The sequence below is a fragment of the Streptomyces sp. NPDC051921 genome (assembly GCF_040680975.1).
GTDB lineage: Bacteria > Actinomycetota > Actinomycetes > Streptomycetales > Streptomycetaceae > Streptomyces.
In genome coordinates this window covers 200,167-213,493 of the sequence record NZ_JBFAXU010000005.1, presented here as the reverse complement: position 1 = coordinate 213,493, position 13,327 = coordinate 200,167, and the positions used below count along the sequence as shown (strand labels likewise).

Genomic DNA, 13,327 nt, shown 5'->3' with positions numbered 1-13,327 from the left:
TCGGCACCAATGAGGGTCTGGCCGCCGCCCGCGCCCGGGGCCGCGTCGGCGGGCGCCCCACCGCCGCCACCGAGGAAGTCATTCGGGCCGCACGCGACCTGCTGCCCGGCCCCGGCCGCTCCATCACCTCGATCGCCAAACTGCTCGGCGTCTCCCTGGGCACCCTCTTTCTTTACCTCAACTACTCACGCCCGTTACCGACCCGCTCACGGATCGCCTGCAGGGTGCCAGCGGTCAGGGAGACGGAGATCCCGCTGGTGGGGCCGTCGCTGGGCGGGGAAATTGGGGTCGTCGTCAGTCATGACACGAGTACGGCATTTCGAATGCTATAGAGCGAGATCCCTGGTCGACGCAGAGCCTGGATGCGGCTCGGCCGTGCGTCAATGGTCGCGCGTAGCGCCCATCACGCACGTAATGCACGTCGAACTTGCGTCCGTTTTGCGCCCTGCATGTCGCTGACCTGCAGTCTTCTTTAACCCGTTTTCGGCTCTACATGTTTCACGATGACGCACCATGTCGAGTGCGTCGCGATCCTTGAGCCTGCGGAAAAGGGCCGCTGACCTGCTGTTTCTCTGAGTGTGCATTATGGGCGTTACGTGCGTTACGGGCGATATCTTGACGCATATCTGACGCACGTGACGCACGTTTGACGCATGGACGGCGTGATATCTGATGGGTTGTCATGCGTGATTGGTGACCGCCGGATGGAGTCCTCAGCCGTGTGGTCGGAGGCGCCCTGAAGTGGTTGGGGCATTGGCTGCCGAGCTGTTGGCTGCCCCTGCCCCATCGGCTTCTCGCTAATGACGTTCCGTGACACTGGGTGGGGTGTCTGGCGCGTGTTGCGTCAGGGGCCGTAGGGACTCCAGCGCCCGAGAAAGGGCCTGAGATCGTCGGCTTGTGGTTCGGGGATGTCGGGCAGCCGGGGCGGTGTGTTCAGCGGGCTGAGATGCTCCACGCGTGCTGCCGCCCAGTCGATCCATGTTTCGCCTTCGGTCCTGGTCTGGCCTGGGGGCATGGTCTCGGCCCGGGTTTCTCTGGCGCCGCCCCCTGGCCGACGCCTTCGCCTGGACCGTCGCCGCCAGCGGACTTGCGGCTCTCCTGCTCTACCGCTACGTCGACGTCGGCGAACTCGGCCCCCTGCCCAGCATGTACGAACCGGCCTGGTTCACTGACAAGAATCTCGTCGTCATCGCCCAAGTGCTCACACTTCTCGCCACCTCAGTGCTCCTTCTCACCCGTGGTCGCCGACGGGGCCATGCCTGACGTCCGGCATACCCGCGTGGCGGGCCCAGAGAATCAACGGAACCTGGAGGGGAAGCCGCGCGTAGGCGACGGCTCTTGCGGTCGTCGAGCGGTGACGCCAGTCGTAGGCCATCTTGACGTTCGCCGGGAACACTCCGGCGAAGAAGAGGGCGGTCGCGTGGGCGCTCGCCCTTCGGGTCGCCGGCAGTGCGAGACCGGCTGCCAGAGCCAGTTCGACCACGCCGCTGGCCGTGGTCCAGGCCCGGGGGCCACCCGGCAGAGAGCGCGGCACGATGGCGTCGAACTGCCGGGGCGCGGCAAAGTGAGCGAGGCCCGCCGAGGCCATCAGACCGGCGAGCAGAAGCGCGGAACGAGCAGGGGACATGGGGTTCCTTCGGTCAAAAGGGCGCCGGGGCAGGCGTCCGGGAAACGTTCAGTGGCTGCGGCGTAGGCGGATCGGGTGACGTTCACCGGCGGACGGGATGAACATGGCGGCGTCCAGCGGTCCTGCCCCCCAGATTGTCTCCGGGGTGGAGGTACAGGGCGGGGAATCCAGACCGAGGGCTTCGGCTGTGCTGCGGGCGGCAAGACTGTGCCAGAGACCCGAGCGGCTGATCATGGCGTGGCGGCCGGCGGGCATGCGGATGCCTCGGACGCGGGCCCCGGCCTCTTCGGCGCGATGGAGGTAGGCCCACGTGTCGGTGGCCGAGGTGATCCGGTCGGCCGGATCATGGAGGGCGATCACGGTGCGGTGCGCCAGGTGGGTGGCCGGCTCATCGGGAGGGCACCAGGGAGCGAGTGCCACGACGCCGCGGACGTGCGGATCGTCGGCGGCGCGCAGCGCGGCCCGGGCGCCCATGGAGTGCCCGAGCAGCACCACGGGCAGAGGGCCGGCCACGTCGGCGAGTTCGGCCAGGGCCCGGCGCGTGTCGTGGACGGGGTCGGCGCGCTCGCCGTTCCAGCCGCGCATCCGGTAGCGGACGTACCCGATGAGGACGTCGGCGTGGCGGGGGTCCTGGCCGAGTACCCGGGCGAAAGCTTTCATCCGCAGGTCGGGCAGGTTGAGGGCAGACGGGGGTGCGAGGGAGTCGGCACGTCCGCCGTGCAGGAGCAGGACCGCACTTGCCGCAGGCAGAAACCTGGGCTCGGGCAGGTGGAGAGCGGGCAAGGCGCTGCTCCGATCGGATCCGCTCATGTCATACGCTCCGGCTTTCCGGGAACGGCTTTGCGGGGTGGCAGGGGGAGGAAGCCGCTGGTGCGCGCGGTGTACGCGGCGTAGCCGGGGCGGTGGACCATGTGCTTCTCCAGGAGGCGCTTGCCGCTGCCGATGGTGAGCAGCAGGGTCATGAGGACCGGGGAGACGAGGACGGCGAGGGCCGGCTGCCAGGCGGTGCAGGCGAGCAGGTACAGGCCCCACCAGACGAGGCTGTCGCCGAAGTAGTTGGGGTGACGTGTCCAGGCCCACAGGCCTTGGTCCATGATCCGTCCCCGGTTGGCGGGGTCCGCCTTGAAGCGGGCCAGTTGATGGTCGCCGACGGTCTCGAAGGCGAGCCCTGTCGCCCACAGCGCGAGACCGCAGTAGGCCAGGGCGTCCAGGGGCGCGGAGCTGTAGGAGGCGGCCTGGACGGGGAGGGAGATCAGCCAGACGAGGGCCGCCTGGCCGAGGTAGACGGTGCGCAGTGCGTAGAGGGTCCGGTTTCCGCGGGCCTTGTCGAGGAGGGCGATGTAGCGGGGGTCCTCGCCGTGTCCGCGGGAGCGGTGGGCGATGTGGGCGGACAGCCGCAGTCCCCACAGGAGGGTCGCGGCGGCGACGAGCAGGCGTCGGCCGTCGTCGCCGTGGCCGGCGGAGAGCAGCCAGGTGACGGCTGCGACGGCGGCGAAGGCGAGTCCCCAGGCGATGTCGACGAGGCGGTGCAGTCCGCGGCGCACGGCGATGCCGAAGGTGGTGAGGAGTGCCGCCCCGGCCGTCGCCGCGGCGGCGGCGAGGTTGACGCCGAGAGCGCCCCAGTCGGTACCGGTCACGCCGGGACCGCCTCGGCGTACCAGGCGGTGGGGGTTGCCGGCATGTCCGAGGCTCCTTCGCGGGTGGGGCGTACGGCGAGGATCTGGTCAACGCCCATGCGGCGTTCGGAGAAGGCGAGCGACGCGCCTGCCAGATAGAGGCGCCAGACTCGGGCGGTGGTCGTTCCGACGAGATCCTCGATGGCGGTCCAGCGCTGTTCGAGGGTGGCGCGCCAGGCGTCGATGGTGGTCGCGTAGTGCTCGCGGAGCGATTCGACGGAGCGGGCCTCCAGACCGGCGGCCTCCAGCACGTCCACGGTGCGGCCGACGGGGCGCATGTGCATGTCGGGTGCGATGTACGTCTCGATGAAGGCGCCTCCGCCGGGTGCGTGGGCGCCGCGGGACATCTGCTGGATCAGAAGCCGGCCCTCGGGGCGCAGCGCATCGTGCAGCTTCGTCGCGAAGGCGGGGTATTCGGCGTCACCGACGTGCTCGCCCATCTCGACGGCGGCCGCGGCGTCGTAGCCGCCGCCGTCGATGTCTCTCCAGTGCCGCAGCTGGACGTCCACGAGGTCGGCCACTCCCTCGCGTGCGGCCCGCGCGGTGACGAACTCGTGCTGGGCGCGGGAGAGGGTGACGGCGGTGACGCGGGCTTTGTGTTCCCGGGCCGCGTGGACGGTGAGGGAGCCCCAGCCGCAGCCGACGTCGAGCAGCCGGTCCCCAGGGCCCAAACCGAGCTTGCGGCAGATCAGGTCGAGTTTGTCGCGCTGCGCGTCGGCCAGTGTGTACGCGGGGTCGTCGGGCCGGGTCCAGTAGGCGCAGGAGTACGCCATCGACTCGTCCAGGAGGAGCGCGTAGAAGTCGTTGGAGAGGTCGTAGTGGTGGCTGATCCCCGCCCGGTCCCGCGAGACGCTGTGCAGACCACCTGTCAGACGGGCCCGCCCGTCGGGGCGCTTCGGAGGCGGACCGACGACACCCAGGCGCACCGCCAGGGCGGTGGCCACGGCCATGCCTGCGGCACCAGGGCGGGCCGTCGGCCGGTCGCGGACGACGCGGCCGGCGTGGGAGAGGGCGTCCGCCAGATCGCCCTCGACGTCCAGGTCGCCGGTGACGTACGCCTCCGCGAGGCCGAGCTCGCCCGGCTGCCACAGCAGGCGGCGCAGAGCCGCGGGCGAGCGCAGGATCACCAGGGGCGCGTCGGCGGGGCCCGTCCGGCTGCCGTCCCAGGCCTGAACGCGCACGGGGAGCGGCCCCGGGAGGAAGTGGCCGAGGAGGTCGGCGAGTCGGTCGGCGGCGGACTTCATCGGGGGGTTCCTTCGGTGAGGAGGAGCTGGCGGACGTCGAGGTAGCGGGAGCGGAATCCGGCTTCCGAGTAGGCGAGGTAGAACTCCCACATGCGCTGGAAGACCGGGTCGAAGCCGAGGCCGGTGACGGCGCCACGGCGGGCGGTGAACCGTTCCCGCCACAGGCGCAGGGTCTCGGCGTAGTGCTCGCCGAAGCCGTCGTCGGCGGCCGTACGCAGTCCGGCGGCGGCGGAGTGCTCGGCGATGGCCTCGCGGGAGGGGATCAGACCGCCGGGGAAGACGTACTTGCTGATGAAGGTGTGGGTGGCGGCGGTGTGCAGCATGTGCTGGTGGCCCATGGTGATGGCCTGCAGGGCGATCCTGCCGCCGGGGGCGAGCGCGCGGCGCAGGGCCGTGAAGTAGCAGGGCCAGTACTCGGCGCCGACCGCCTCGATCATCTCGACGCTGACGACGGCGTCGTACTGCCCTTCCGCGTCGCGGTAGTCGCGCAGCTGGACGTCCACCCGGTCGGCGAGACCGGCGGCCGCGATCCGCTCGCGGGCCAGGGCTGCCTGCTCGGCGGAGAGGGTCAGGGTGGTGACGTGGGCGCCGCGGGCGGCGGCCCGCAGGGCGAGCTCGCCCCAGCCGGTGCCGATCTCCAGCAGTCGGGTGCCCGCGCCCACGTCGGCGAGGTCCAGGAGCCGGTCGATCTTGCGGTGCTGGGCGGCGGCGAGGGACTCGAAGCGGGCGGGAAAGACGCCGAAGATCGCGGAGGAGTAGGTGAGGGTGGGGTCGAGGAACGCGGCGAACAGGTCGTTGGACAGGTCGTAGTGGCGCTGGATGTTGGCACGGGCCCCCTCACGGGTGTTCCGGTCCCAGGCGGGGCGGGCGGACACCCATAGGCCACGCAGTCGGCGCAGCGGAGCGGGGACCAGCTCGTCGACGTGACCGGTGAGCACGGTGAGGACGCCGGCCAGATCGTTGCTGTCCCATTCGCCGGCCATGTAGGACTCGCCGAAGCCGATCAGCCCGTCACGCCCGATGCGCCGGTAAAAGGCATCGGAGTCGTGGAGCGTCAGATGCGGGCCCACCGCCGAAGGACGCGTACCGGCCGGAGGACCGGTCAGGGACAACTTGTCCAGGGCCCGGCTCACCAGGTACCGGGCGACGGCAGTCCGGGCGGGGCCGGCCGAGGGGATCCGGACCACGTCCGGCCAGTGGTCGGCGTCGACGTCCGCACGGCTGAGGGGCGCGGCGGTCGCGGGGCCGCCCGGCGGCGTCTGCTCGGGGACGTCGAGGGTGCGGCCGGCGAGCCGGGAGCGGCTCTCGGAGGTGAGGGCGGGGCGGGTCACGACAGCGTGCCTTTCTGCGGGGCGGAACGGGGACGCGGGTGCACGGGGAGTCCGCGCAGCAGCAGGTGAACGCCGTGGCGGCGGATGCCGGCCGAGACCGCGGCGGTGGACCAGGGTCTGCGCGCGGCCGCGGCCAGCAGCGCGGGCACGGTGGCGGGCCGGCGGCGGCCGCGGACGACCGCGGTGAACGCCCGGCCTCCTTCGTGCTCCAGCTGGACGGTCAGGCCGAGGCGTTCGCCGGGCAGGGGCAGACGCATCCGGTAGCGGCCCTCGACCGCGAAGAACGGCGAGACGTAGAACTCCTTGTCCACCTCCGCCTCACCGGCCTCGTCGGTGCGCAGCAGGTAGCAGTGGCGCTGCCCGTAGGTGTTGTGGACCTCCGCGACCACGCACACCAGGGCGCCGGAGGCGTCGTGGCACCAGTACACGCTGAGGGGGTTGAAGACGTACCCGAAGACGCGGGCGTGCGCGAGCATCACCACCCGCCCGCCTTCCAGGTCGACGCCGTGGGCGGCGAGGTAGCCGTCGAGTCCGGCACGGACGGACCCGGCGGTGCCGGCGAAGTGGTCGCGGGCGTCGAAACGGGCCAGCGGACGCAGCGGACGGGGCAGCACCGGCAACCGGTCCAGATCCACGCACCACAGGTAGGTGCGGTGCCGCAGAGCGTGCCGCAGGGGCGTGCGGCGGACGTGCGTGATCACGCACTCGTACAGCGCCGGCGCCTCGACCGACGTGAACGCGGCGGTCGTCCCGGTCCTGATCACCAGCTCACCCCCAAGGAGCGGGCCGCCTCCACGCCGGAGCGGCAGCCGTCCTCGTGGAACCCCCAGCCGTGCCAGGCCCCCGCGTACGCGGTCACACCGGTGTGGAGGCGGGGGAGCTCCTTCTGCGCCGCGACCGACGTGGGCGTGTAGACCGGGTGCTCGTAGACCATCCGCTCCACGACCCGGTCCGGGGCGATGCCGGTGTCACCGCCCAGGGTGACCACATAGCCGGAGCCTGCGGGCAGACGCTGAAGGCGCTCCATGTCGTAGCTGACGTGTACGGGTGCGGTGGAGGGCTCGCAGCCGGTCATGCGGTAGTTCCAGCTGGCGCGCGCCTTCGGAGAGCGGGGCAGGAGGGAGGTGTCGGTGTGCAGCACGGTGGGGTTGTGCGAGTACGTGAAGGCGCCCAGGAACCGCTTCTCGTCGGGGGTGGGGTCCGCGAGCATGCGCAGCGCCTGGTCGGGGTGCGTGGCGATGACCACGGCGTCGTACGCGTCGGTGGCGCCGTCGCCGGTGGTGACGAGGGCGCCCCGGCCCGTGCGCCGGACGGCGTCGACCGGGCTGGAGGTGCGGATGCGGTGGACGCGTTTGGCGGCGGCGGTGACGTAGGCGGTCGAACCGCCGGTGACGGTCTTCCACTGCGGGGAACCGGTGATCGACAGCAGACCGTGATGGTGCAGGAAGGCGAACAGGTAGGCGGCCGGGTACGACAGCGCGGTGCGGGCCGGGCAGGACCACACGGCGGCGACGAGCGGCAGGGCGAAGTGGCTGACGAAGTAGGGGGAGAACCCGCCCTCGCGCAGGAAGTCCCCGAAGGTGACACCCGCATGAGTCCCGCGCGCCAGCAGCCGCCGGGCACCCCGGTGGAAGACCGGTACCTCTGCCAGGAGCCGGAGGTACCGCGACCGCAGGGCCGCACGGGAGGCGAACAGTCCCGCAGCGCCCCGGGCGCCCGCGTACTCCAGCCCGCACCCGTCACACCGGACCGACATGCTCATCTCGGCGTCCTGCGTGCCGATCTCCAGCTCCCGGAACAACCTCAGCAGGGTGGGGTAGGTGCGCTCGTTGTGGACGATGAACCCCGAGTCCACGGCGAGTGCCTGACCGCCGGGGCCGGGCAGCTCGCGGGTGTGGGCGTGGCCGCCGAGCCGTCCGTCCGCCTCGTACAGGGTGACCTCGTACGAGGACGCCAGGACGTATGCGGCCGTCAGGCCCGCCACGCCGGCGCCCACGACCGCCACCTTGCGCTGTTCGACCACCATCGCTCCCGCCACTCGCCACGCCGCCCGGCTGCTGCGTTTCACCCGTACTTCGCAGCAGTCGGGCGATCGGATTGGCGTGATGTGTGACCGTGAGGTGGAGGGTCCGGTAGAAGAGGGGTGCCGGTTCAGCCGGTGAGGCCGGCGAGATGCGTGCTCAGCGTGACGGCCGGCGGGTAGCTGGCGCCTATGGCGGTGACGTGCTTCCAGTGCAGGCGGCCGTGGCCGTTGATGATGAACACCGACCGGCGCAGGCCGATCAGGGGTGCGTTGATCCCGAAGGACTTTGCCACCACACGCTCCTCGTCGGACAGCAGGGGCATGCTCAGCCTGCGGTTGCGGGCGAACTTCTCATGGCTGTCGAGCCCTTGCGGGCTGATGCCCCACACGGTGGCTCCGGCGGACTGGAGTTGGTCGAGGCCGTCGGAGTAGGAGCAGAGCTGTGCGGTGCATACCGGTGTGTCGTCGCCGGGGTAGAAGACGAGAACGAGCGGCTTGCCGCGCTGCTCGCACAGGGTGTAGTCGCGGCGGTGGAAGGTTTCGCCGTCCAGATGTCCGCCGGGCAGGCAGAAGTCGCCGACGATGTCCCCGATCTCCGGGATGCTTGCCATGAAGTACCTCGATCGCTGATCGTTGCGGAGCGCCCGGTCAGGCGGGCAGGGCCATCAGCAGCAGCGGCTTGGTGGTGGGCTGGGGGGATCCTCCGTCGGGTTCGAGGGTGAGGCCGACGGCGCCCGCGTCGGCAGGGTTCCCGGCGAGGATGACGGTGCCGTCGTGGTCGATCAGACCGGCCGGGAGCATCGTGCCGTCGTGGTCGAGCCACAGTTGGTAGGTCTTCCCGGCGCCGGGCGCCGGCAGGTTGGCGGCGGTGAAGACGGCCTGGTTCCGCTGCTCGGACGTGACGACGGTGGTCAGGGCCCCGTTGGCGGCCTTGCCGTGCACGGTTTGGGCGTCCGGGGCCGCCAGGACGGCACTGACCGTGTCGAGCTGCTGCTGGGCCTGGCGGGCCTGCTGCTCCAGCTCTTGTTCGTTCTGTGTCTGCCACACCGCGACGCCGCCCAGTGCGACGGCGGCCACAGTGGCGGCCAGCGCCAGGGATACGGCACGGCGGCGCAGGATCCCGCCGAGGACGGGTGCCGCACCGGCGGCGGGGATGCGTGGGGGCAGCTGACGCACGCCGTCGACGGCGGCCATGACCTGTGCTTTGGCTCCGGGAGGCGGCGGCTGGGCGACCGCGGCCGCCAGGCGCGCCGTGGTCGCCTGGAACTCGGCGGCTTCCTGGCGGCATGCCTCGCACGTCTGGAGGTGGGCGTCGAAGTCCTTGCGCTCGTCGTCGTCGAGTGCGCCCAGGGCGTAGGCGGCGGCGAGGGTGTGGGCGTCGGTGGTGTGGTGGTTCATGTGGTCACCCCCATGCAGTCGCGGAGCCGGATGAGCCCGTCGCGCATGCGTGTCTTGATGGTGGGAAGAGGCGTGCGCAGGGCTTCGGCGACTTCACGGTAGGTCAGGCCCTGGTAGTAGGCCAGGGTCACGGCCTGGCGCTGGAGTTCGGTCAGGCCGCGCAGGCAGCGGCGCACCTGTTCGGACTCCAGCCGGGTCTCGACCTGTTCGGCGACCTCGTCGAAGGCGGTGGTGTGTTCGCGGGCGGCCTGGGCGTGCTCGCGGTCGGTGGCGGCCTGGGCGGAGCGGACGCGGTCCACGGCCCGCCGGTGGGCGATGGTCGCTGCCCACGTCTGCACGCTGCCGGCGTCAGGCCGGTAGCGTGCGGCCTGTCGCCACAGGTCGATCATGACCTCCTGGGCGACCTCCTCGGACTGCGCCCGGTCGCGCACCACTTTGAGGACGATGCCGAAGATCAGGGGTGCGAGTGCGTCGTAGAGGGCGGAGAAGGCCTGCTTGTCACCGCGCGCCACCTCGCCCATGGTCTCGGTGAGGTCGCTGGGGGCGGCGCGGCCGTTGCGGCCGGCGCCGAAGGGAAGCGGCTGGTTCACCTGCACCGCTCCGCCCGTGGGGAGAAGGCGTAGGGGCGGCCTGGGCCGGCCGTCGGGGGGCGGGGCGTCCATCGCATGCCGGTCCTTGTGTCGTCGCTCGATCGTGCCGGGCCGCCCGGCGGCGGCCCGGTCGCGAAACCTGTGGGTGCTTCGTTGATTCTTCGTAGCGGACCGGCGGGTGGATGGGTGGTGCTTCGTCACCCGCGCCATCGTCGAGTAACTCGTTCGAGGGAAGGCGGGCGCAGGGGCCAAGCCGGAGGGCGTAGGGCGGCGAAGAGGGTGCGTGAGGTGAGCGGAGCGACGTTCTCTCGCTCTCCTCACCGGCCGCGCGGGTTGCTCGGCCGAGGCACCTTCATGGGAGGTAGTTCACATGGTTCGTGTGCGGAATGGTCTGGCGGTGGCCCTGGCGGCCGGTGCGGTGGTCGTCGGTGGCGCGTCGATGGCATCGGCCGATGCCGGTGCACAGGGCGTGGCCGCCCACTCGCCGGGAGTGGGCTCGGGCAACCTCGTGCAGGTTCCCGTTCACATCCCGGTCAACGCGTGCGGTAACACCGTCAGCGTGATCGGGCTGCTGAACCCGTCCTTCGGCAACACCTGCGTCAACGCCTGATCGAGCACCGTGAGAAGACTCCGGTCCGCCGCCTTCAAGACGGGGTGGCGCGGACCGGTGATCCGCCCGGAAGGCAGTGTGCTCCGAGCGGGTCGGCCGCGGGCGGCTGTCGGCACAGCCGCCTGCGGTACCACGGCCTTTGCGACTGGGCTACCAGGTCAGGACCGCGATGACCTGCTTGCCCCGGTCGGAGCGGCTGACGAAGAGGTCCGCCCCCAGCGCACGAACGATCCTCAGCCCCCGGCCTCCCGTCTCCTTGCGCCGCCCTTCTCGATGGCTCCCGGCCAGGTCCGCCGTCCCGTCGCTGACGGCGATGCCCGCCTGGCCGCGTTCCAGGCTCAAGGTGAGCGCGTAGGGTCCGGCGGCGTGGAGCACCGCGTTGCCGACCAACTCCGAGACGATCAGTACGAGATCATCGGCGACCTCGCGAGGGCAGGCGTCCGCCTCCTGTTCCAGGAGTCGTGCCGCGGCTTGGCGGGCCTGGCGGGCCGCGCGTTCGTCCGAGAGGAGCGGCAGATGCAGCGTGACCGGACATCCGCAGGGAGCAATGGCGGTGTCCATGATGATTCCTCGCTGTGAGCGGTCTTCGTCACCGAAAACGGGTGAAGGGGAACGTCGTGGGGTTGTGATGGTGCCGTGGACTCCGCGCCTGGTTGCCCATCGTCACAGTCCAAGGGTCCGGGAACCCAGTGGCTGATGCTGAGGCCGGCCATGCAGTGCTGCTTTCAGTAACGATTCGTGACGACTGCCGCGATGGATTGCCGGAATCCGGGAAAAGTCCCGAGCCGCCGTCCAGGTGATCTCCAGCGCTCCCTGCCATCCCTGCCCCGCTGCCGCGCCGAAGCGGATGAGGACAGCAATCAGGTGCCGTGCTCCGCTGCCGCCGGCGCCCGCAGCACGCCCCCGGCAGCAGTACAGAGGGATGGCTTCGTGCTGAGGCTCAGCCGTGCAAGGCCGTACGTCGTGTTGCTGTTGTGGCTGATCCTGGCTGTTGCCGCCGGCCCTTATACCGTCCGTCTCGGTGAGGTCGCGCAGGCCGGCGGGGACGTGACGCTGCGGGAGCCGACTGAGTCGGCCCGGTGGAGCGCCTGCTGAACCCCGCGGGGGCGGAGGTCGCGCTGCCGCTGGCCGTGATCTGGACTTCCCGCCCGGAGGGCGAACAGATCACGGCGCGCCAGGAGCAGGCGGCGCGTCAGATCGTCGTCCGCCTGACCGGAACCGCCGGAGCTCCGGTGCTGTCCCAAGACGGCCTCGCCATGACCGCGGTGATCGGCGCCGAACCCGACGGCGGGGCCGCCCGCCTGGCCGCCGTCGCGAAGGCGGCGGCCTCGGTCGGCGGGACGAGCGTGCACCTGGCAGGACCTGCGGCCGCTCAAGCAGACCTCGACGCAGCCTTCTCGCAGACCGACGGCACCCTCCTGGCCCTCGCTCTCGGTGGTGTCCTGTTGATCCTGCTGGCGGTCTACCGCAGCGTGATCATGCCCCTGTTGGTGATCGTGAGTTCTCTCCTGGCCCTCGCGGTGGCCTGCGCCGTTTTGTACGCACTGGCCCGGACGGACTGGCTGTCCATCGACGGCCAGACCCAGGGCATCGTGTTCGTCCTGGTCGTCGGTGCCAGCACCGACTACGCCCTCCTGGCCCGGCGGTGGTGATCGCCATATCGTGCTGCACCGCCGTGTCGCTGACCTTCCTGCCGGCCGTACTGGCACTGTGCGGGCGGCGCGTGCTGCGGCCACGAGCGGGAACACCGGGGGACTGGTGGGCCAGGCCGGCTCGTGCGCTCGAGCACCGGCCGCGCCGTGCCTGGGCCGGCTGCCTCGCCCTCCTCGCCGCCGGAGCGGCTTTGGCGCCGCTGGTCGCCCCGACCGGCGTCCCCCTCCACCAGGCCCTACCGGCCCAGGCCCCCTCGGTTGCCGGGCACACCGTCCTCGTACGCCACTTCCCCGCCGGCACCGCCAGCCCCCTGATCGTCCTCGCCCCTGCCGCCCGGTCGGCCGAGGTCCGCGACCGGATCGCCTCGACACCGGGCGTAGCGGCAACAGCCGCCCTACCAGCCGAGACCGATGGCAGGGCGCAGATCCTGGCGACGCTGTCGGACAGCCCGGACAGCGCCCCCGCCCGGAACACGGTGGCCCGGCTGCGCGGCTCGCTGGCCGGGACCGGGGCACTGGTCGGCGGACAGAGCGCCCAACTCGCCGATCTGCACCAGGCATCGGTGCGTGGCCATCGGCTGATCATGCCTCTGGTGCTGGCCGTGGTGCTGGCCGTCCTGATCGTCCTGCTGCGCTGCCTGCTGCTACCACTGCTGCTGGTCGCCGCCGCCTGGGTCAGCCTGTTCACCGCGTTCGGGGCCTCCGCGCTCCTCTTCCAACTGGTGTTCGGCAGCAGCGTGACGGAGCCCGCCGTGGTGCTGTTCTCCTTCGTCTTCCTCGTCGCGCTGGGGGTCGACTACAACATCTTCCTCGTCCACCGGATCCGCGCCGAAGCGATTAGGCACGGCACCGCGGTGGGGGTCCGCCGGGGGCTGGTGACCACCGGCGGCGTCATCAGCGCCGCCGGCCTCATCCTGGCCGCCACCTTCGCCGCACTGACCGTGATGCCTCTGCTCTACCTCGCCCAGATCGGCTGCATCGTCGCCCTCGGCGTCCTCATCGACACCCCCCTCGTACGCCTCTTCCTCGTCCCCGCCCTCATCCTCGACCTCGGCCCCCGCACCTGGTGGCCCACCCGCCTCCCGGGCGACCGCCGCCCGCCCGCCACAGCCTCCGCTCCGCGCACCCGTACCCCTGGCCGCGCCGCCGCCTCCACACCCACGCTGTAAGGCAACA

14 protein-coding genes are annotated in these 13,327 nt (G+C 71.3%); 3 read left to right on the top strand and 11 right to left on the bottom strand.

Annotated features, from left to right (window positions below):
- Positions 1-1,231 precede the first annotated feature (1,231 nt).
- The 10 genes from AB0M16_RS09410 to sigK all read right to left on the bottom strand — a co-directional run bounded on the left by AB0M16_RS09410 (position 1,232) and on the right by sigK (position 9,820).
- Positions 1,232-1,627, bottom strand: a complete 396-nt coding sequence (locus AB0M16_RS09410) for a hypothetical protein (RefSeq protein WP_365340574.1) — start codon at positions 1,625-1,627, stop codon at positions 1,232-1,234.
- A 48-nt stretch (positions 1,628-1,675) separates the two neighbouring features.
- Complete coding sequence (locus AB0M16_RS09405; protein WP_365340572.1) at positions 1,676-2,437, bottom strand: alpha/beta fold hydrolase; 762 nt, start codon at positions 2,435-2,437, stop codon at positions 1,676-1,678.
- Positions 2,434-3,264: a DUF1295 domain-containing protein gene (locus tag AB0M16_RS09400; RefSeq protein ID WP_365340570.1), complete on the bottom strand. Its 831-nt coding sequence runs from the start codon at positions 3,262-3,264 to the stop codon at positions 2,434-2,436. Before AB0M16_RS09400 ends, AB0M16_RS09405 begins: the two co-directional genes overlap by 4 nt.
- Positions 3,261-4,547 (bottom strand): cyclopropane-fatty-acyl-phospholipid synthase family protein, encoded by a 1,287-nt coding sequence (locus tag AB0M16_RS09395; RefSeq protein WP_365340568.1) that lies wholly within the window; start codon positions 4,545-4,547, stop codon positions 3,261-3,263. The genes AB0M16_RS09400 and AB0M16_RS09395 overlap by 4 nt, the downstream gene beginning before the upstream one ends.
- A complete protein-coding gene (locus tag AB0M16_RS09390) occupies positions 4,544-5,878 on the bottom strand; it encodes a cyclopropane-fatty-acyl-phospholipid synthase family protein (protein ID WP_365340566.1) in 1,335 nt (444 codons plus the stop codon). The genes AB0M16_RS09395 and AB0M16_RS09390 overlap by 4 nt, the downstream gene beginning before the upstream one ends.
- Entirely contained in the window at positions 5,875-6,642 is a 768-nt protein-coding gene (locus AB0M16_RS09385; RefSeq protein ID WP_365340564.1) for a DUF1365 domain-containing protein, read from the bottom strand. Before AB0M16_RS09385 ends, AB0M16_RS09390 begins: the two co-directional genes overlap by 4 nt.
- The gene (locus AB0M16_RS09380; RefSeq protein ID WP_365340562.1) at positions 6,639-7,904 is read right to left on the bottom strand and encodes an FAD-dependent oxidoreductase; all 1,266 of its coding nucleotides are present in this window, start codon (positions 7,902-7,904) and stop codon (positions 6,639-6,641) included. The genes AB0M16_RS09385 and AB0M16_RS09380 overlap by 4 nt, the downstream gene beginning before the upstream one ends.
- 125 nt (positions 7,905-8,029) lie before the next feature.
- Positions 8,030-8,512, bottom strand: coding sequence for a peroxiredoxin (locus AB0M16_RS09375; RefSeq protein WP_365340560.1), 483 nt, complete (start codon positions 8,510-8,512; stop codon positions 8,030-8,032).
- 37 nt (positions 8,513-8,549) lie between these two features.
- A complete protein-coding gene (locus tag AB0M16_RS09370; RefSeq protein WP_365340558.1) occupies positions 8,550-9,299 on the bottom strand; it encodes an anti-sigma factor in 750 nt (249 codons plus the stop codon).
- Positions 9,296-9,820, bottom strand: coding sequence for an ECF RNA polymerase sigma factor SigK (gene sigK, locus AB0M16_RS09365; RefSeq protein ID WP_365340766.1), 525 nt, complete (start codon positions 9,818-9,820; stop codon positions 9,296-9,298). The genes AB0M16_RS09370 and sigK overlap by 4 nt, the downstream gene beginning before the upstream one ends.
- Before the next feature lie 439 nt (positions 9,821-10,259).
- Between sigK and AB0M16_RS09360 the strand changes: the two genes are divergently transcribed.
- Positions 10,260-10,499 carry a chaplin gene (locus AB0M16_RS09360; RefSeq protein ID WP_365340556.1) on the top strand — a complete coding sequence of 80 codons (240 nt, stop codon included), beginning with the start codon at positions 10,260-10,262 and terminating at the stop codon, positions 10,497-10,499.
- 150 nt (positions 10,500-10,649) lie between these two features.
- On the opposite strand, the gene AB0M16_RS09355 is transcribed toward AB0M16_RS09360, so the two are convergent.
- Positions 10,650-11,060, bottom strand: a complete 411-nt coding sequence (locus tag AB0M16_RS09355; RefSeq protein ID WP_365340554.1) for an ATP-binding protein — start codon at positions 11,058-11,060, stop codon at positions 10,650-10,652.
- A gap of 518 nt (positions 11,061-11,578) precedes the next feature.
- On the opposite strand from AB0M16_RS09355, the gene AB0M16_RS09350 reads away from it, so the two are divergent.
- On the top strand, positions 11,579-12,151 hold the full coding sequence (locus AB0M16_RS09350; RefSeq protein ID WP_365340552.1) for an MMPL family transporter: 573 nt from the start codon (positions 11,579-11,581) through the stop codon (positions 12,149-12,151).
- Positions 12,152-12,174: 23 nt separating this feature from the next.
- Positions 12,175-13,320 carry an MMPL family transporter gene (locus AB0M16_RS09345; RefSeq protein ID WP_365340550.1) on the top strand — a complete coding sequence of 382 codons (1,146 nt, stop codon included), beginning with the start codon at positions 12,175-12,177 and terminating at the stop codon, positions 13,318-13,320.
- Positions 13,321-13,327: the final 7 nt, after the last annotated feature.